Annotated in this window: 17 protein-coding genes, 1 pseudogene and 1 riboswitch; of the genes and pseudogenes, 15 read left to right on the top strand and 3 right to left on the bottom strand. The window is 70.9% G+C overall.

What is annotated here, in order from left to right; translation table 11 throughout:
- Window positions 1-342 precede the first annotated feature (342 nt).
- Window positions 343-505, top strand: a riboswitch (cyclic di-AMP (ydaO/yuaA leader).
- A gap of 2 nt (window positions 506-507) precedes the next feature.
- From GUY60_RS17435 to GUY60_RS17420, 4 genes are all read left to right on the top strand, one after another.
- Window positions 508-1,410: a M23 family metallopeptidase gene (locus GUY60_RS17435; RefSeq protein WP_161698810.1), complete on the top strand. Its 903-nt coding sequence runs from the start codon at window positions 508-510 to the stop codon at window positions 1,408-1,410.
- Between the two features lie 252 nt (window positions 1,411-1,662).
- A complete protein-coding gene (locus tag GUY60_RS17430; protein WP_161698808.1) occupies window positions 1,663-2,484 on the top strand; it encodes an SGNH/GDSL hydrolase family protein in 822 nt (273 codons plus the stop codon).
- Window positions 2,485-2,609: 125 nt separating this feature from the next.
- On the top strand, window positions 2,610-3,092 hold the full coding sequence (locus tag GUY60_RS17425; protein WP_161698806.1) for a PPOX class F420-dependent oxidoreductase: 483 nt from the start codon (window positions 2,610-2,612) through the stop codon (window positions 3,090-3,092).
- Between the two features lie 136 nt (window positions 3,093-3,228).
- On the top strand, window positions 3,229-4,434 hold the full coding sequence (locus GUY60_RS17420; protein ID WP_161698804.1) for an MBL fold metallo-hydrolase: 1,206 nt from the start codon (window positions 3,229-3,231) through the stop codon (window positions 4,432-4,434).
- Window positions 4,435-4,474: 40 nt separating this feature from the next.
- Here GUY60_RS17420 and GUY60_RS17415 read toward each other — a convergent pair whose 3' ends face one another.
- Entirely contained in the window at window positions 4,475-5,617 is a 1,143-nt protein-coding gene (locus GUY60_RS17415; protein ID WP_161698802.1) for an NADH:flavin oxidoreductase, read from the bottom strand.
- Window positions 5,618-5,762: 145 nt separating this feature from the next.
- Between GUY60_RS17415 and GUY60_RS17410 the strand changes: the two genes are divergently transcribed.
- The gene (locus GUY60_RS17410; protein WP_161698800.1) at window positions 5,763-6,200 is read left to right on the top strand and encodes a MarR family winged helix-turn-helix transcriptional regulator; all 438 of its coding nucleotides are present in this window, start codon (window positions 5,763-5,765) and stop codon (window positions 6,198-6,200) included.
- Here GUY60_RS17410 and GUY60_RS39505 read toward each other — a convergent pair.
- Together GUY60_RS39505 and GUY60_RS39500 are read right to left on the bottom strand one after the other, a co-directional pair.
- Complete coding sequence (locus GUY60_RS39505) at window positions 6,175-7,014, bottom strand: serine/threonine protein kinase (RefSeq protein WP_281368492.1); 840 nt, start codon at window positions 7,012-7,014, stop codon at window positions 6,175-6,177. The two genes, GUY60_RS17410 and GUY60_RS39505, sit on opposite strands and share 26 nt — an antisense overlap.
- A 127-nt stretch (window positions 7,015-7,141) precedes the next feature.
- A pseudogene (locus tag GUY60_RS39500) lies at window positions 7,142-7,516 on the bottom strand (serine/threonine-protein kinase); the annotation flags it as partial.
- Window positions 7,517-8,609: 1,093 nt separating this feature from the next.
- Between GUY60_RS39500 and GUY60_RS17400 the strand changes: the two are divergent.
- From GUY60_RS17400 to GUY60_RS17355, 10 genes are all read left to right on the top strand, one after another.
- Entirely contained in the window at window positions 8,610-9,863 is a 1,254-nt protein-coding gene (locus GUY60_RS17400; protein ID WP_161698798.1) for a cytochrome P450, read from the top strand.
- Window positions 9,864-9,865: 2 nt separating this feature from the next.
- Window positions 9,866-10,645: an enoyl-CoA hydratase/isomerase family protein gene (locus GUY60_RS17395; RefSeq protein ID WP_161698796.1), complete on the top strand. Its 780-nt coding sequence runs from the start codon at window positions 9,866-9,868 to the stop codon at window positions 10,643-10,645.
- A 48-nt stretch (window positions 10,646-10,693) separates the two neighbouring features.
- On the top strand, window positions 10,694-12,346 hold the full coding sequence (locus GUY60_RS17390) for an ATP-binding protein (protein WP_161698794.1): 1,653 nt from the start codon (window positions 10,694-10,696) through the stop codon (window positions 12,344-12,346).
- Window positions 12,343-12,750, top strand: coding sequence for a roadblock/LC7 domain-containing protein (locus GUY60_RS17385; RefSeq protein ID WP_161698792.1), 408 nt, complete (start codon window positions 12,343-12,345; stop codon window positions 12,748-12,750). The genes GUY60_RS17390 and GUY60_RS17385 overlap by 4 nt, the downstream gene beginning before the upstream one ends.
- Complete coding sequence (locus tag GUY60_RS17380) at window positions 12,747-13,103, top strand: DUF742 domain-containing protein (RefSeq protein WP_161698790.1); 357 nt, start codon at window positions 12,747-12,749, stop codon at window positions 13,101-13,103. Before GUY60_RS17385 ends, GUY60_RS17380 begins: the two co-directional genes overlap by 4 nt.
- Window positions 13,081-13,689 carry a GTP-binding protein gene (locus tag GUY60_RS17375; protein WP_161698788.1) on the top strand — a complete coding sequence of 203 codons (609 nt, stop codon included), beginning with the start codon at window positions 13,081-13,083 and terminating at the stop codon, window positions 13,687-13,689. Before GUY60_RS17380 ends, GUY60_RS17375 begins: the two co-directional genes overlap by 23 nt.
- The gene (locus GUY60_RS17370; protein WP_161698786.1) at window positions 13,686-15,113 is read left to right on the top strand and encodes a cytochrome P450 family protein; all 1,428 of its coding nucleotides are present in this window, start codon (window positions 13,686-13,688) and stop codon (window positions 15,111-15,113) included. The genes GUY60_RS17375 and GUY60_RS17370 overlap by 4 nt, the downstream gene beginning before the upstream one ends.
- 480 nt (window positions 15,114-15,593) lie before the next feature.
- Window positions 15,594-17,828 (top strand): sensor histidine kinase, encoded by a 2,235-nt coding sequence (locus GUY60_RS17365; protein ID WP_161698784.1) that lies wholly within the window; start codon window positions 15,594-15,596, stop codon window positions 17,826-17,828.
- Window positions 17,829-17,900: 72 nt separating this feature from the next.
- Window positions 17,901-18,332 carry a roadblock/LC7 domain-containing protein gene (locus tag GUY60_RS17360; protein WP_161698782.1) on the top strand — a complete coding sequence of 144 codons (432 nt, stop codon included), beginning with the start codon at window positions 17,901-17,903 and terminating at the stop codon, window positions 18,330-18,332.
- Window positions 18,333-18,334: 2 nt separating this feature from the next.
- The gene (locus GUY60_RS17355; RefSeq protein WP_161698780.1) at window positions 18,335-18,709 is read left to right on the top strand and encodes a DUF742 domain-containing protein; all 375 of its coding nucleotides are present in this window, start codon (window positions 18,335-18,337) and stop codon (window positions 18,707-18,709) included.
- The last annotated feature ends 146 nt before the right edge of the window (window positions 18,710-18,855 follow it).

The following is an 18,855-nucleotide window of genomic DNA, read 5'->3' as shown; positions in this document are numbered from 1 at the left end:
CGGCTACGGCGACTTCGGTGAACTCGACGGGATGGTCCCGGTAAGAACTCTTCGCCTTGAATGACCGTTTCGGTGCGTTCGCGGTAACTGGCCCTGGAATAAAGGAGAGTGGGTCGAGGTGTCGTGAGCGGGATCATATTCGTGACGGTGCGTGGCGATCTTCCGGACGGGATTTCCACGGGAAACCGGGCGGCGAAGATCGCGTATCCACGGAGTGTCACCGCAATTCCCGGAATGGATCATCGCCCGCTAATGGCACGGGAATTGATTCCTTGTCGCTCCGCTCTCTGCTCGATTACGTTCACCGACGTCCGGGTGGACGCCCAATCCTGCCGCCGTCCGGATTTCCGCACACCCACCCGTGCACGGCAGGAGCGGGGGACCCACGGATTTAATGCCGGATCCGGTCCACCGGAGCGGCTTGGGGTGAAGTCGCACGCAATGCGACCGGGCATCTCCAGCCCGAACCCGACAGCTCACCTCGCCGGCGCCGGAGAGGAATTCGCCATGCCCGCGAAGGGTAAGCACCGCCGTCCCAAGTCCTACCGCGTCACCCGTGGATTCGCCGTCGCCGGAACCGGATCGGCCGCGCTCGCGCTGCCGCTGCTCGGTGCCACCGGTGCGAACGCCGCCGCGCCCGCGGTCCAGCAACTCGCCCCGCAGGGCGTGAAGTCGGCGGCCCCGCAGGCCGCGGAAAAGGCCGAGAAGAAGGCCGGTGCGAAGACGTACTCGGTGGTCTCCGGTGACTCGCTCTCCGCCATCGCCGAGCAGCTCGACCTCGACGGCGGCTGGAAGCGGCTCTACCAGGACAACCGCAAGGTCGTCGGCGCCGACCCCGCGCACATCCTGCCCGGCATGAAGCTGTCCCTCGACGGCGCGAAGGCCAAGCCTGCCAAGGCCGAGAAGAAGGCCGAGCCCACCGAGGCCAAGCCCGCCAAGGCCGAGGCGGACACCGCGGATACCGCGGGCGGTGCCGTCGAGGCCGAGCCCGCCGCCGCTGCCGACGCCTTCAACGCACCGGTCGACGACATCTCCATCTCCACCGCGTACCGCACCGCGGGCGGCATGTGGTCCAGCGGCTACCACACCGGTACCGACTTCGTGGTCCCCTCCGGCACGCCGGTCAAGGCCGTCGGCCAGGGCACCGTCGTCTCCGCCGGCTGGTCCGGCTCGTACGGCAACGAGGTCGTCATCCAGCACGCCGACGGGCACTACTCGCAGTACGCCCACATGACCTCCCTGAACGTCGCCTCCGGGCAGACGGTCAGCGGCGGCCAGCAGATCGGCCTGTCCGGCTCGACCGGCAACTCCACCGGCCCGCACCTGCACTTCGAGATCCGCACCGGCCCGAGCTACGGCTCGGACGTCGACCCGGTGGCGTACCTGCGGTCGCACGGCGTCTCGCTCTGACGGCACGGCCCGGAATCGGCGCGTAGTCCGCGCGACGCACATCGACTACGTACATCGGCTGCGTACATCGACGACGCACTTCGACGACGCCCTCGGCTGCTCCGGGGGCGTCGTCCGCGTATGCGGATGGAATTCCGGGCTTACGGGCGTATTCCGCGCTTGATCGACTCTTTACCAATGGCATATCTCACCAGGAGTCAACCCCTACCTACGGTGGCGTAGGTCACTTAGCAAGGTGAAAGATATGCCGACGTGGCAGACGATTCGACACCCCTCAACAGCACCACTGTCCCCGGCTCTTACGCGGCCGTGGGTGACAGTTTCAGTGAAGGCGTCGGAGACCCTGGCCCGGACGGCAGCTTCGTCGGCTGGGCCGACCGGTTCGCCGTGCTTCTCTCCGACCGGCATCCCGAGCACACCTTCGGATACACCAACCTCGCCGTACGCGGAAAGCTGCTCGACCAGATCGTGGCCGACCAGGTGCCGCGGGCCAAGGACCTCGCCCCCGACCTGGTGAGCTTCTGCGCGGGCGGCAACGACATCATCCGGCCCGGCACCGACCCCGACGACGTCGCGGAACGCTTCGAGCGGGCCGTGGCCGACCTCAAGGAATCGGTCGGCACCGTCATGGTGACCACCGGCTTCGACACCCGCGACGTCCCGGTCCTGCGTCATCTGCGCGGCAAGATCGCCACGTACAACGCGCATGTACGGGCCGTCGCCGACCGCTACGGCTGCCCGGTGCTCGACCTGTGGTCCCTCAAGTCCGTGCAGGACCGGCGGGCCTGGGACGGCGACCGGCTGCACCTCTCGCCCGAGGGGCACACCCGGGTCGCCCTGCGCGCCGCCCAGGTCCTCGGCCTCGACGTGCCGGTCGACCCCGACCAGCCCTGGCCGCCCCGTCCGCCGCGCGGCACCCTCGAAGGGCGCCGCGACGACATCCAGTGGGCCCGCGAGTACCTGGTGCCGTGGATCGGGCGCAGGCTGCGCGGCGAGTCCTCGGGCGACCATGTCGCGGCCAAGGGTGTCGTGGACCCGTACGCGCTCAAGTCACAGCTGCGATCCGCTAGTTGAGGTCGAGGGCCGCTCGGCCAAGCGGCGCGGGGAAGGCCGCCTGGCTGTGGGCGGCCGCTCCCGTGGCGGGTGCCACGCGCGCGTGGAGGCGGAATCCTTCGGGCGGCCGGGGCGTTGAGCAGTGCATGACGGCACACGACGCACAACCGGCACGGGACGACCGCGAGGATGACCGCAGGGACGCCCACCAGGACGCCCTCCTGGCGCTGCTCAGCGCGTACGGCGGCGGGGTGCTCGTCACCCTGAAACAGGACGGCCGGCCCCAGCTGTCCAACGTGAACCACCACTACGACCCCGAGGAGCGCGTCATCCGGATCTCGGTCACCGACGACCGGGCCAAGACGCGCAACCTGCGCCGCGACCCCCGCGCGAGCTACCACGTCACCAGCGCCGACCGCTGGGCCTGGACGGTCGTCGAGGGCACCGCCGAGCTGAGCCCGGTCGCGAGCGACCCGCACGACGCCACCGTCGAGGAGCTGATCGCGTACTACCGCGACGTGCGCGGCGAGCACCCGGACTGGGACGACTACCGCGCCGCGATGGTGCGCGACCGGCGCGTGCTGCTGCGGCTGCGCGTCGAGCGGGCGTACGGCCAGCCCGCCGCCTGAGACGCGGGAACGGCCCTCGGGGAGGCGGTGGGGGCCGGGCCCCGTGAGTCGTCGTCGTACCGGCCGCGAAAGCCGTTGTCGTACCTGCCGCCCATAATGGAAAACCTGACCGAACCGCCGCTCTGCTGGAGGATCCGTGACCGGCTTCCGTTCCCTGCGCTCCGGGCTCCGCTCGTTGCGGCCCGAGTCCTTCGGCGCCGATCCGGCCGGCGAGCGCCTTGCACGAATCCACAGATCGCCGCACTTCGCGGACGGTGTGTTCCAGAACCCGGTGGGCGCCCGCGTCGGGCCGCTCGGCTCCAAGGTCGAGTTCGCGAAGACCTACTTCCGCAAGGAGGAGCGGGTACGCCGCGCGCCGACCGGGAACGTGCCGGTGCACCCCACGACCCTCGCCGACCTGGGGCGGCCCCCGGCGACCGGGCTGCGCCTTACCTGGATGGGCCATTCCAGCGTGCTCGCCGAGATCGACGGCAGGCGGGTGCTTTTCGACCCGGTGTGGGGAGAGCGCTGCTCACCCTTCGCCTTCGCCGGGCCCCGGAGACTGCACCCCGTTCCGGTCCCGCTCACCGCCCTCGGCCCGGTCGACGCGGTCGTCATCTCGCACGACCACTACGACCACCTGGACATGCCCAGCATCAAGGCCCTGGCCGACACGGACACGGTGTTCGCGGTGCCGCTGGGGGTCGGTGCGAACCTGGAGCGCTGGGGCGTGTCGATGGACCGGATGCGGGAGCTCGACTGGCACGAGAGCACGAAGATCGCGGGCCTGAGCCTCACCGCCACCCCGGCCCGTCACTTCTGCGGGCGCGGCCTGCGCAACCAGCAGCACACCCTGTGGGCGTCCTGGGCCGTGGCCGGTGATGAGCACCGCATCTACCACTCCGGCGACACCGGGTACTTCCCGGGCTTCCGGGACATCGGCACTGAGCACGGACCGTTCGACGCCACGATGATCCAGATCGGTGCCTACAGCGAGTACTGGCCGGACATCCACATGACCCCGGAGGAGGGCGTACGCGCCCACCTCGACCTGCAGGGCGGCCCGCACGGCACGCTGCTCCCGATCCACTGGGGCACGTTCAACCTCGCCCCGCACCCGTGGTCCGAGCCGGGCGAGGGCACGCTCACGGCCGCCCGCGCGGCGAACGTGCCGGTGGCCCTGCCCAACCCGGGGTTGCCGTTCGAGCCGGCGGGAGTGCTTCCGGTCGACCCGTGGTGGCGAGCGGTCGCGCATCCCGCCGAGCGGCCGTGGCGGGCGCAGGGTGCGGAGGACGAGGCCGCGGCGGTCGGCGCCGGAGGTGGCCGGGAGGGGCGGGACCTGGACCTGGCGGGGGAGCGGTAGGGGCGCCCCGTACCTCGCTCCTACCGTCCGCCAGGGGTGCCTAGCTCAGGGTCTTCAGCGCCTCCGCGTCGTACGGACGCAGCTCCTCGTGGCGGCCCTCCAGGACCTTCGCCGCCCACTGCGGGTCCTGGAGCAGGGCGCGGCCGACGGCGACCATGTCGAACTCGTCGCGTTCCAGGCGGTCGAGGAGGTTGTCGATGCCAAGGACGGGCGAGCCCTGGCCGGCGAACGCGTTGATGAAGTCGCCGTCGAGGCCGACCGAGCCGACCGTGATGGTGGGCCTGCCGGTGAGCTTCTTGGTCCAGCCCGCCAGGTTCAGGTCGGAGTCGTCGAACTCCGGGAGCCAGTAGCGGCGCGTGGACGCGTGGAAGGCGTCGACGCCGGCCGCGGCGAGCGGGGCGAGGATCGCCTCCAGCTCCTCCGGGGTCTCGGCGAGCCGCGCGTCGTAGGCGTCCTGCTTCCACTGCGAGTACCGGAAGATGACCGGGAATTCGGGCGATACGGCCGCGCGCACCGCGGCCACGATCTCGGCCGCGAACTTCGTACGGGCCACGGAGTCACCGCCGTAGGCGTCGGTACGGCGGTTCGTCGTCGACCACAGGAACTGGTCGATGAGGTAGCCGTGCGCGCCGTGCAGCTCGACGCCGTCGAGGCCGATGCGCTCGGCGTCCGCGGCGGCCTTGGCGAAGGCGCCGATGACGTCGTCCAGGTCGCGCTGGGTCATCGCCTTGCCGGCGTTCTCCGTACCGTCGGTGCGGATGCCGGAGGGGCCGACGGCGGGGGCGTCCGCGAAGGGCGGGTCGCCCTGCTCGCGCACCATGCCGATGTGCCACAGCTGCGGCACGATCGTGCCGCCCGCCGCGTGCACGGCGTCGGCGACCTTCGCCCACCCGGCGAGCTGCTCCTCGCCGTGGAAGCGCGGCACGCGGTCGCTCTGCCCGGCCGAGTCGTGGCCGACGTAGGTGCCCTCGGTGATGACCAGGCCGACGCCCGCGGCGGCGCGACGGGCGTAGTACCCGCGCACGTCCTCGCCGGGTATGCCGCCCGGGGAGAACATGCGGGTCATCGGCGCCATCGCGATGCGGTTCGGGACGGTCAGGCCGTTCAGCGTGACGGGCCGGGACAGGATCTCGGCGGCGCGGGAGGAGGCCTGCGGGGGAGCCGCGGGGCGAGCGTCGGACATGGCAACTCTTTCTCAGCTACGTGATGTTCTGGTACGTGATGTTCTGGCTGTACTTGATGATGTGGATGCTTGAGATGGTCAAGCAAGAGTCGACCGTAGACCTAGATACTTGAGATCGTCAAGTGTCTCGCGTTAAGGTGGGCGCATGCCAAAATCTCCGCGCGTCGACCCGGACCAGCTCCTGGAGCTGTTCTCTGTGTCCTTCGGTGCCTACTACGGCGACTTCACGGCCGCGGCCGCGCGCGAGAACCTCACGGCGAGCCAGGGCAAGACGCTCGGCGAGCTGAGCCGCGGCCCGGTCGCGATGCGCGGCCTCGCTGACACGCTGGCCTGCGACGCCTCCAACATCACGGGCATCATCGACCGCCTGGAGAAGCGCGGCCTGGTCCGCCGCGAGCCCAGCCCCGGCGACCGCCGCGTCAAGAACGTGGTCCTCACCCCGGAGGGCGAGCAGGCCGTCGAAGCGATCCGCGCCCACATGGACACCACCAGGGCGGGCATGGACACACTCGACGCCGAGGAGCGGGCGACGTTGCACGCCTTGCTGAAGCGGGTGTTCACGGCTCGCTGTGGGGAGTCCTGACGGGGCCCTCCCGGGGTTCACCGGGTTCGACGGGGCCGAGCGGCTGGGTCGACCGGGCTCGGCGGGTCCTGATGTCGCGGTAGCAGTACACGGCGATGGACAGCGCGGTCAACGGCAGGTTCCACGCGGCCGCCTCGCCCATGAGCATGGTCGGGAGCGAGGTGGCTCCGGCGAGGAGAACGAGCACGGCCGCCGCGTAGCCCGTCGTACGTGTACGGGTTCTTGAGTGGGGCGTGAGGGCTGCCGCAAGCACCAGGACGAACACGAAGCACAGAACGTAGACGGCCAGGGCGAGCGACGCGTCCCAGGTCGTCGCGCCCTTGTCGCTGTGGTCATCGGGGAGCGAGAACGCGGCAGGCACGCCGACGGCGACAAGCAGCAATGCCGACGGGACGTACCGCTCGAGCACGGTCAGGGTTCGGCCTCGATCGGCCTGGCCCTGCGGCTGTGCGGCCACCTCGGGATCCGGGTGGGCCAGAGTCCGCTTGGGGTGGACGGAGTCCGCGCGGGGAGGCGCGGGCTCGGATGCGTGGCCGAGTCCGCGGAGTGCCTGGGCGAGGTCGGTGGCGTGTGCGTAGCGGCGGTCCGGGTCCTTGTGCAGCAGGTTCACCACGAGGTCGTCCCAGGCGGCGGGAATGCCGGAGGCCACCGAACTGGGCCGCGGAGGTTCCTCGGTGAGGTGGGCGGAGAGGTAGCCCACCGTGTCGGGGGCCTCGAACGGGAGTCGGCCTGTGGTCAGTTCGAAGAGCGCACAGCCGAGCGCGTACAGGTCGCTGCGTGGCTCCGGGTGGCCGCGGGCCTGTTCCGGGGCCATGTACGGGGGCGTGCCCACGATGAAGCCGGTCCGGGTGAGGCGGTCCGCGGTCGCGTACGGGTCGGCGGCCCCGCGCGACGCCGAAGTCGAGCACCTTCACCGCGCCGGAGGGGGTGATGAGGATGTTGGACGGCTTGATGTCCCGGTGCGTGATTCCGGCGCCGTGTGCCTCGGCCAGCGCGTCGCAGATCTGCGCGCCCCACTTCGCGGCGTCGGCCAACGTGACCGTGCCTCGGCGCAGTCGGGCGTCCAGGCCCTCGCCGCGGATCAACTCCATCACCAGGAACGGGACCCTGCCGCCCTCGGTGCCGTCGTCGGTCTCGCCCAGGTCGTGGATCGTGACGATGTGCGGGTGCTGGAGCCGTGCGGTGATCCGCGCCTCGCGCAGGAACCGGGCACGCGCCTCGCCGCCGCGGCTGCCGCCCCCGGCGAGCAGGGAGATCAGCTTGACCGCGACCCGGCGGTCGAGCGTCTCGTCACGGGCCTCCCATACGTGACCCATGCCGCCCTCGCCGATCGGCCGCACCAACCGGTAGCGCCCTCCGAGGAGTTGCCCCGCGTCGACCACGCTTCCCCCGTCATCGTCCAACTACCGCCACGCGCCTGTGAGTTGACGCCCTGCGATCATCGCGCGGGCGTCTCGGCGGCGCGTGCGATTCACAGAACCGGTTCGCGTACGTCGGTACGTTCACGCCGCACCCCGTCCCGCCCCGAATTCCGTGACTTTGCGGGCGGGAATCATCCGGCTCGTACCTGTGTGTCCGCGATCACCACGGGCCGGCCGTCACTCGCCCCGCGCTCCACGTTTCGGGCGCGGCCTGAACACTGGATTCCGTTAGTACGCTCCGTTAGCGCGCCCGATTCCGGGTCGTGTCCGGGTGTCGTCGGTCGTGCCCTGGACCCCATGCGCGGAAGCAATCGTTCCGCCAAGCTTCACCGAGCGTTGTCAGTGGCCGGTGAGCGTGCCCCGTGAATGTGGCCATCGGCGGCCGTCGAGCCCGCCAGGTAGGTGACCCGGTACGCCCAGCTTCGTAAAGGTGCAGGTCAGGGCGGAGCGGAGGCTGCGCGGGCGCTCCGGGCGCGTGGTGCGGAGGGGGTGATTCCGGGGTGAAGTGGACCCTCCCCGGAGGCGGGGCGTTCGGGCCGAGGTGGCGTGGACGGGACTTGTGTTGGCGCGAGTTACCAGTCCGTACGTCGGGACGACCGTCGACAGTGGGCGCTATTGAGCCACGGCCGAACAGGTTCCGGTTAGGTGCCTCAGAGGCCCGTTGGCTGCGGTCCGTAACTTCTGCCTCGCTGGTCGGCCCGTATATCGCGGGGTGTGACCGAGAGGGCGGTGCGACCGCTGCCGGGCGAGGTGGAATGAGACGTTCGCTGTGGCGAAAAAGCGTCCTTCCCACTAAGTGAGAGACCTGCCAAGGTCAACAGGCATATGAGGACTACAAATTCACCCGGCAAACGCACGCATCTTCCCTCAGGGGCTGGAGGAACCCATGACCGTTGACAGTTCACTGGCTTGTCCGCCGTCGGTTCCCGGGCAAGAGGGCCGTGCGGAGTCCAGTGCACCCCCGGGCGACGCATCCCGCAAGGTCGCCGTGCTTCTGTCCAAGCTGCGGTCGGCGCGGAAATTCGGCGAGGGGCAGAGCAACCCCTGGTCCGTTTACGAGCAGTTGAGGGCGTGCGGCGATGTGGTGCCTTCGCCCTGGGGCGGGGTGATGGTCACGTCGTACGAGGCGTGCAGCCAGGTGCTCCGCGACCGTACGTACGGCACCCCGGATCTTGAATGGCGTCTGCAGCAGGGCGAGCCGCGGTGGACGGCCCCGGCGTCGACCCTGTTCAGCCGGATGATCATGTTGCTCAACCCGCCCGAGCACACCCGGCAGCGGCGCGTGCTCGGCAATACCTTCGACCGGCAGACGCTCACCCATCTCAGCACCGTGGTGGGCGAGTTGGTGGACGAGCGGCTCGATGAGCTGGAACGCCGGATGCACCAGGACGGCGAGGCCGACTACGCCGAGATCGTCGGCGACGGCCTGCCGGTCGCGGCGGTCGGCCGCTGGCTCGGTGTCCCTTCCGCCGACTTCGAGCTGCTTCGTACCTGGACGCACGGGCAGGCGTGGTCGCAGGAACTCTTCCCCACCCCTGCCCAGTTGGCGGTCGCGGACGAGTCGGCGCTCAATCTCAAGGCATACTTCGAGGCGCTCGTGCTGGAGCGCACCAAGTCGCCCGGCGACGATGTGCTCTCCTCGTGGATCCGCGAGTGGGCCGAGGTCGAGAAGGATCCGGAGGAGGCGGCGTCCATCGTGCAGCGGCTCGCCACCTTCTCCATCATGGCCGGACTCGAGACGACCTCGAACCTGCTCAACGCCGCGATGTGGCAACTGGATCGGCATCCGGACCAGGCAGACTGGCTGCGTTACCACCCCGAAGGCATCCCCGCAGCGGTTGAGGAAGTTCTTCGGTATGACCCCGCGGTGGCCATAACTACTCGTGTAGGGTCCCGCAGTGACTCTCTGTCAGATGTTGCCGTAGGCAAGGGACAGCTCGTGTACGTGTGCATAGGCTCCGCACATCACGATCCACGGTTCATATCGGACCCCGATCGTTTCGATGTGCGACGCTCCGGGCCGGCGCGGCATCTGGCCTTCGGGCAGGGTGCCCACTTCTGCCTGGGAGCCGGACTTGGGCGCCTGGAGGGGCAGTTGCTCCTGCGGCGCATGCTCACCCGCTTCCCCACCCTGCGGGTGGTGTCCGAGCCGATCTGGGAACCGAGAGTCGCCTTCCGGCGCATGGCGAGCATGCGGGTGGGCCTCGCACCGCGCGCACGCTTCGCGGGGGAGGGCCTGTGACCATGGATCTCGAGACGATGGATCTCAAGACGATCGACGTCACGGAGAACGGCGCCGTCCTGCAGGCCAGGATGCGCCGCGACGGTGGCAAGAACGTCGCCGACGAGGCACTGCTCGACGATCTGGCCGACGTCCTGGCCCACTTGCGGACCCGCACCGACCTCCGCGTCCTCATCCTCAGCGGCGAGGAGTCGGAGTTCTGCCTCGGCGGTGACCGCCGGGAGCTCGAATCCCTGGTCGCCGCCGACCCCACCGGCCAGGCCGTACTGCGGGCGTCGGAGAAGGCCCGGCAGGTGTGCGAGGCGCTGGAGGCGGCCGACGTCGCCACCATCGCGGCCGTACGCGGACCCGCGGTGGGCGCCGGAGTGGCGCTGGCCCTCTACTGCGACCTGCGGGTGGGCACCGCGGACAGCACCTTCCGGATGCCCGAACTCGGCCTCGGTCTGCCGACCGCCTGGGGCGGCGCCCTCAGCCGGCTGATCGCCGAGGTCGGAGCACCCCGTATCCGTGAGATGGTGCTCACCTGTGATGTCGTCGACGCCCAACAGGCCCTGGAATGGGCCCTGTTGCACCGGGTGGCCGCCGACTCCGAGGAGCTCGACCGGATCGTCGACCGGTGGGCCCGCACCATCGCCCGCCGCTCGCCCGCCGCGCTGCGTGGCACCAAGACACTGATGCGCGCTTACGGGACCCCCGCCCGGAGCGGCGACCTGACCGGTCTCGACGGCTATCTGCTGGCTACCGCGCTGACGGCCCGCCAGGCGGAGGTGCGCCGACGATGACCGTTCGATTAGACGAAGAAGGAGGACGGGCCGAGGGGCCCTAGAGCGATGATTCAATACCTTGGGCAGCAGGACTGGCTGTTCTGGTGCCTGATCGGGGCCGTGGTGGTCCTCGCGGTGTTCGCACTGCGAGGGCACAACGTGGCCCGCGTACAGCGCAAGCGCAGCGCCGAGGCGATGGCGCAACGGCAGCGGCGGGACGACGCGGCACGGTTCCTGCTCGAGAACTATCTGCCGCGGCTCGCGAACCCCAACGAGACCCCGCCGCCGTTCCAACTCCCCGAAGCCTTCGGCTCGTTGGCGGGCAGCGACTTCGAGCATGACCTGCGCGTCATCGCCGAGTGGTTCTCCCGCCTCAGCGACGTGGCCCGCGACCGCATGGGCGAGTCGCTGTGGAAGCTCCTCAAGGTCATCGGCGAGAGCTTCCTCGCCCGCGGCTCCGAGCAGCAGAAGACCATCAACGACCTGGAGCGGATGCTCCAGGACCCGCGGCTGCTCGAAGGCCTGATGAAGGTCGACCACCGCACCTCGTACTTCCTCCGCAAGGCCCGTAACGTCGTGGTGCTCTGCGGCGGCTTCCCCGGCCGGTCCCGCGTCCCCGAGACCGTCACGGACGTGGTGCGCGGCGCGACCGGGTACATCCGCGGCTTCACCCGCGTACGCCTGGTCAACGAGCTCGAGGTCGGAGTGGCCGCGCACGCGGTCAACCCGGTGGTGCACGTCGTCGCCGAACTCCTCGACAACGCCGACCAGTTCAGTAACCCGGAGCAGCCGATCGAGGTCGAGCTGGAGCGGCTGCCCAACGGTGTGGCGATCTCCGTCGACGACCGCGGTCTCGGTATGGCCGCGAAGAAGGTCCAGGAGGTCAACGAGCTGCTCGCGCGGCCGCCGGCCCTCGACATCGAGGAACTCGCCGAGGAGCCGAGCTTCGGCTTCCGCGTCGTCGCCCAGCTCGCCGAGCAGTACGGCTTCTCCGTCGGCCTGAAGACCAGCCTCTACAAGGGCGTGCGTGCCGTCATCATGCTGCCCAACTCGCTGCTCACGCAGATGCCCGACAGCGGCCCCCAGGGGGTGTCCTCCGGCCAGAACCTGCACCGGCCGATGGACGCCGTCAACGGCCACGTCTCGATCGCCCCCGCGGTCAACGGCCACGCCGCCCCGCAGCGCCGGGTCCCCGCCGACCGGCCCGCGCCGAGCCCCGAGCCGAGCCGTGCGCCCGAGCCGATGCGTGCCGCCGAGCCGATGCGTGCCCCGGAGCCGATGCGCGCCGCCGAGCCGAGCCGTGCCCCGGAGCCGATGCGTGCCCAGGCGCCTCCGCCCGCCCAGGCCCAAGCGCCCATACAGGCCCCCGCGCAGATGCGCGCCCAGGAGCCGGCCCCCGCTCCGATTCCGGCGCCGCGGCACGGGTCGATGGCCGCCGACCAGCAGCGGACCGTCGCCCCCGAACCGGAGGCGTCCGCCGAGAGTGGACGGCACCAGGACGCCGAGCAGTCCGTCGGTCCTGAGCTCGGGCACACCGCGGGTGGACTGCCGCGCCGTCGCCGCAAGGCGCAGGCCGCCGACGCCCTCCTCCAGGACGGAGACGTGCCGCCCCCGCGTTCCGCCGAGGAGACCGCGCGCCGTATGGCCGCACTCCAGCGGGGCAACCGTGAGGGTCGCGTCAACGCGGCCGAAGAGTACAAGGGGAAGACAACTTCATGAGTGACACCACGAGCAAGCCCGCGTGGATGCTCCGCAGCCTGCTGGACATCCCCGAGGTTCTTCACGCGGTGCTGCTCTCCCGGGACGGGCTCATGCAGGCCCGTACCGAGGAGATCAGCAAGGATGAGGCGGACACGTATGCCGCCGCCATGTCCGGCCTCGCGTCACTGTGTCAGGACCCGATCTTCAGCGGCGGCCGCGGCAACCACTGGCGCGAGACCGTCATCGAGTTCGACTCGCGGTACGTCTTCGCCATCCGGGCGGGCGCGGGCGCCTACCTCGGCGTGACCACCACGGCGATGGTCGACCTTGTGGTGATCAGCCGGCGTATGCACGAGCTGGTCGGACAGATCGGTCATGAGATGGCGGTCGCGGACCGGCAGGGTCTTGGCTTTCACGGATGAGCGGGCCGGATGAGAGCTCACTCGTGCGCTCCTACGTCATCACCGGTGGCCGGGCACAGCCCTCGCGGACGGACGTCGACGTGATCACCCTGATCAAGGCGACCGCGAGCAAGGAGCTGCTGCACCGGCTCAACCGCGAAAAACGCAACATCGTCGAACTCTGCCGGGGCGGCGCCCTGATGACGGTGGCCGAGGCCGCCGGTTATCTCAACCTGTCAGTGGCGCTGACCAAGGTGCTGGTCGCGGACTTAATCGACGCACAGCTGATCACCACGCGGACGGCGCCCAGCAGCCCTGCCGCCGACAGAACCCTCCTGGAGGAGGTCCTCAATGGGCTCCGCGCCCGTCTCTAAGCAGCCCATATACCTGGCCGACACGGTCCAGGTCGCCACCAAGATCCTTGTAGCGGGGCACTTCGGCGTCGGGAAGACCACATACGTGGGCACCCTCTCCGAGATCGACCCGCTCCGTACCGAAGAGGTCATGACCGCCTCCAGCATCGGATACGACGACCTCGTCGGGCTTCCCGACAAGAAGACCACCACGGTCGCCATGGACTTCGGCCGGCTCACGCTGAGCCCGCGCCTCGTCCTCTACCTGTTCGGCGCGCCCGGCCAGGAGCGGTTCCGGCGGCTCTGGCAGGACCTCGCGTACGGAGCGCTCGGCGCCCTGGTCCTGGCCGACACCCGCAACCTCGCCGAGTCGTTCCCGGTGTTCGACCGCGTCGAGGAGTTCGGCCTGCCGTACGGCGTCGCCGTGAACCACTTCTCCGGTGGCCGCCGCTTCGACGAGGCCGAGGTGCGGGACGCCCTCGACCTCGACCAGGACACCCCGCTGGTCACCTGCGACGCACGTGACCCGCAGTCCTCGACCATCGCCCTGATCCGCCTGGTGGAACACCTCCACGCACGCGCAGTCAACCAGGAGAGCTACCGGTGAGTTACCCCGTCGACTCCTACGGCCAACAGCACCAGGCCGCACCCGGATGCCCCGTGACGGGGACGGGCGCCGCCGCGGTGACGCCCCTGTTCGGCACGGACTTCGCCGCCGACCCGCACGCCGTCTACGGGCAGCTGCGCGGCACCGGGGCCCGCGCCCACCCCGTCGCGCTCGAACCGGGCGTGCACGCCATCCTCGTGACCAGTTACGCCACGGCCCGGGAGATCCTCCTGAGCCCCGACTTCTCCAAGGACCCCCGGCACTGGACCGACCTGATGCGCGGCGGCCTGCCCGAGGACAGCGCCGTACGGCCGATGATGGAGTGGCGGCCCAACGCGCTGTTCAGCGACGGCCATGAGCACCAGACGCGGCGTCAGGTCATCGACGACGTGCTCGGCAAGGTCGACCTGTACCAGCTGCGGCGCTTCGTCGAGGAGGCCGCGGACGAGCTCATCGACGCCTTCGCGCCGACCGGCCGCGCCGACCTGATGGCCGACTACGCCAGGCAGCTGCCGCTGCGGGTCTTCAACCGCCTGTTCGGCTGCCCCGAAGACATCGGCAACCGGCTCGTCGAGGGCATGTCCGCCCTCTTCGACGGCCGGGACCCGGAGAAGTCCAACGCCATCGTGACGCAGGGCCTGTTGGACCTGGTCGCGTACAAGACCGAGCAGCCCGGCTCCGACGTCACCAGCTGGATCCTCAGCCACCCGTCGCAGGCCAAGGGCGAGGAGGTCATCCACCAGATCGTCACGCTGATGGGCGCGGGCACCGAGCCCGAGTCCAACCTGATCGGCACGGCGGCCCTGAAGATCCTCGCCGACCCGCGGTTCGCCGGGCATTTCGCCGGCATCAACCCGCCGATCAGCGAGTCCATCAACGACGTGCTGCGCTGGGACCCTCCGCTCGCCAACTACGGCGTGCACTACGCCCGTCGGACCACCGAGCTGCACGACGTGGTGTTCCCGACCGGCGTGCCGATCCTGCTCTCCTTCGCCGCCGCCAACAACGACCCGGCGGAAGGCATCGCGGAGGACCAGGACGCCACGCACAGCGCGCACCTCGCCTGGTCCGCGGGCCCGCACCAGTGCCCGGCGCAGCGCCAGGCCCTGTCGATCGCGTACACCGCGATCGAGCGCCTCTTCAAGCGCATGCCGGACGTCCGGCTCGCTGTCGACGAGTCGACCCTGGAGTGGCGTCCGGGCCCCTTCCACCGGGCCCTGAAGACCCTCCCGGTGCGGTTCTCGCCGCGCCCTGTGCACGCCGAGCCCGGCGGGTTCGTGCAGGGCCCCGCGGGCCAGGGCCCGGCCGGTCCGGCCACGGGGTCCCTGCTGTACCCGGCGACGCCGCCTCCGCCGCCGGTGACGGTCTCGCCCACGCAGAAGGTGCTCAACGTCTGGCTGAACTGGTGGCGCGGCGACAACTGACCGCCCTCCACCGCTGATTCACCCGTAGTACGGGACGCCCCGTCCCGCCGCGCGCTCTCGCAGCGCCCGGCGGGGCGGGGCTTTTCGTGTGCGTGGGGCCCCTCGCGGCGGTGCGCTCAGGGGCATCCAGGTGGCACCCATGTGGTGTCCATGCGGCATCCCTGGCCTGGGGCACACCCAGGGTCACGTACGCGGGAACCGCTCGTACGCGCGCTGCCGGGCGGTGGCCGCACAGGGGGCGAACAAGCGTCCGACCTGCGGGATCGGGCGATTGTACGAGACGTCATACGGTCGTGGAACGCGGTTCGGTGAAGTTCGTCAACTGCCCACCGGGGACCTTGGTTTGGTGACTACCGTGTGTGCTCGTCGACCAACGCAGGGCACATCCGCTGCTCGACGGGGATCGGCACCGCGATGCCGTATGCCCTAAATCCGAGCGGCGCCGCCCGCGCACCACGAGTCCACTCGACGAGGACACTGATGTCTCACCTTCGCGAACCGGCCGCACGCGCAGAACGCCGGGAGGGCGGACGCCACGGCAGGCCAGGACCGCGCGCCGCCCAGCCGGCCCCCGACGCCCAGATACGCCGCCAGCTCCTGCGCGCCACGGTGCTGCCCGCCGTCGCGGTGGCCCTCTCCGGGGCGGCCGCCGTGCTGTGCGTGTTCAAGTCCACCTCGGCGCAGCCCTCGCCGGTCGCGTGGGGCGTCCTGACCGGCGCCGCGACCGTGGCCCTCGCCGGGCTCGTCGCCGCCGTCGTGGCCGCCGACCGGAGCAGCCGGTCCGTCATGGACCGGGTCGGCGCACTCCGCCGCAGCACCGCACGTGCACAGAAAGAACTCGGCGTCCTGGTCGAGCGCCTGCGCCGCGGCGAGCCCGCCCCCAAGCGCCCGGCACCGACCCCGCCGAGCACCGGCGAGGGCGACGAATTCGACCAGCTGGCCAACGAGTTGACCCGCGCCCACGAGGCCGCCGTCGGCTCCGTCCTGCAGGCCGCGCAGTTCTCCAGCCAGGCGAGCAGCGAGCAGAAGGTCGAGCTCCTGGTCAACCTCGCCCGCCGGCTGCAGTCCCTGGTGCACCGCGAGATCCAGCTCCTCGACGAGCTGGAGAACGAGGTCGAGGACCCGGAGCTGCTCAAGGGCCTCTTCCACGTGGACCACCTGGCGACCCGCATCCGGCGGCACGCGGAGAACCTCGCCGTACTCGGCGGCGCCATCTCGCGCCGCCAGTGGTCCCACCCGGTCACCATGAGCGAGGTGCTGCGCTCCGCGATCGCCGAGGTCGAGCAGTACTCCCGGGTCAAGCTGGTACCGCCGATCGACGGCACGCTGCGCGGCCACGCCGTCGCCGACGTCATCCACCTGCTCGCCGAACTCGTCGAGAACGCCTCGGTGTACTCCGCCCCCGACACGCAGGTCCTGCTGCGGGTCAGCCAGGTCACCTCCGGGCTCGCCGTCGAGGTGGAGGACCGGGGCCTCGGCATGGCGGCCGCCGAGCAGAACGAGATGAACGCGCTGCTCGCCGACCCCGAGCAGATCGACGTGGCGAACCTGATCTCCGGTGGGCGCATCGGCCTCTTCGTGGTCGCCGCGCTCGCCCGCAGGCACGGCATCGCGGTACGGCTGCAGACCAACATCTACGGCGGTATGCAGGCCATCATCGTGCTGCCGCAGGGACTGCTCGGGGAGGAGGCGGCGGACGCCGAGAGCGACCCTCGTCAGGGGGCGGCGGGGGCGGCTCAGGCCGCCCAGACGTCGCAGGCGCAGCCGCAGCCGCTCCCGCAGCCCCTTCCGCAGTCCGCCGAGCCGACTCCGGCGCAGCCCGTACGGCAGCCCGCGCCGTCCCGGTCCCAGCACCTCCAGGTCCGGCACCCCCGGCAGGAACCGCGCCCGGCGCCGTCCCAACACGGCCTGCACGCCGCCGAGTTCACGTCGAGCCCCGAGCCCTTCCCCGTACCGCAGCAGGAGCACCCGGCCGCTTCCGAGGTCTCCGTACCGGAGGCTGGGCGGGTGGGGCGGCGGGCCCGTGGCGCGGACGCGCCCGCGCTGACCCTGCACACCGCCACGCACGCCCCTGTCGCCCCGGTGCCCGCGCAGGCGCCGCGCGCGGAGCAGTCGGCGCAGGCGCAGGGCGGGCGGCCGCCGTTGCCAGTGCGCGGCGCGCACGAGACCCGGTCCAACCCGGCGGACGCGGGGTACGGGAGCCTGGGCCGCCCAGCGGAGCGCTTCGAGCCTGAGCAGTTTGAGCCTGAGCGTTTCGAGTCCGGGCACTTCGAGTCCGAGCGCTTCGAGTCCGGGCACCTCGCGCCGCCCGAGCGCTTCGAGTCCGAGCGCTTCGTGCCCGAGAGCCAGAGCCCGCCGCCGCTCGCGCCCACCGGCGTACGCGGCACCATCGGGCGCCCCCAACTCCCCAAGCGCCGCGCCCAGGAGCACCTGGTTCCGCAGCTGCGCGAGGCGCCCGTACCGCCGACCGCCGTCGTGGACGAAGGCCCGGAGGAGGGGCACGACCCCGGTCTCATGGCCGCGTTCCAGCGCGGCATCGGCCTCGCCGAGGCGCACGTCGACCCGCGGCCCGAGCCGAGCCGGCAGCCGGAACCCGAGCCGCAACCGCATTCGCAGCCTCAGCCGGGCGCGCACACGCAGTCGCAGTCGCAGCCGGACCCGCAGTCGCAGCCCGACCCGCTGCTGGAGCCGAACCGGCACGGGCCCGGCGCGTGACCCGTCCCGCCGGACCTCAAGTCCCGTTCCGTACCCACACGTTGATGGCGTATACCGAGGAGTCGATCCCCCATGGCGAGCGATGTACCGACCGGCCAGGTCTCCGACCTCGACTGGTTGTTGAGCGGCCTGGTGCAGCGGGTGCCGCACACCCGCAGCGCGGTCCTGCTCTCCTCCGACGGACTGGTGAAGTCCGTCCACGGACTCGACCCGGACAGCGCCGACCACCTGGCCGCGCTCGCCTCCGGCCTGTACTCGCTCGGCCGCAGCGCCGGGATCAGGTTCGGCGACGGGGGTGAAGTGCGCCAGGTCGTCGTCGAGTTGGCGCAGACCCTGCTGTTCGTGTCCACCGCCGGGTCCGGCACCTGCCTCGCCGTGCTCGCCGGGCGCGAGGCCGACGCGGCGGTGCTCGGCTACGAGATGGCGATGCTGGTCAAGAGCGTCCGCCCGTACCTCGTCACCCCGGCCCGGCAGCCCGCCCGACCGACGGCGATGAGGCCGTGAACGTGGCACCGCCGCAGGACGGTCCTTGGCTCGACGCCGCGGCCGGCCGCCTTGTCCGCCCGTACACGGTGAGCAACGGCAGAACACGGCCCACGGCACCCCTCGACCTGCTGTCCATGGTGGTGCCCACGGGAACAGCGCCCATCGGGCACATGGGCCCCGAGCACACCCAGGCGCTCGGCCTCTGTATCGCCGGGCCCACCTCGGTCGCCGAGATCGCCGCGCAACTGCGGCTGCCCGCGGTGGTCACCAAGGTGCTCCTCTCCGACCTCGTCGACTGCGGGGCACTCACCGCCAAGGCCCCCACCTTCCGCGACAACCCCACCGACCAGTCCCTGCTGGAGGCAGTGCTCGATGGTCTACGACGACGGCTCTGACCCCTTCGTACCGGCTCAGCCGGTGGGTTACGTACCGGCTGAGGCGATGGGTTACGTACCGGCCGAGTCGGCGGGCGCGGGGCCCGCGCCCGCCGGGGACGCCTTTCCGGACGCGCTGAAGATCCTGGTCGCGGGCGGGTTCGGGG

The sequence above is a fragment of the Streptomyces boluensis genome (assembly GCF_009908195.1).
Taxonomy (GTDB): domain Bacteria; phylum Actinomycetota; class Actinomycetes; order Streptomycetales; family Streptomycetaceae; genus Streptomyces; species Streptomyces boluensis.
Note: the sequence above shows the minus strand (reverse complement) of the source record. Positions and strands in the feature narration are given on the sequence as shown.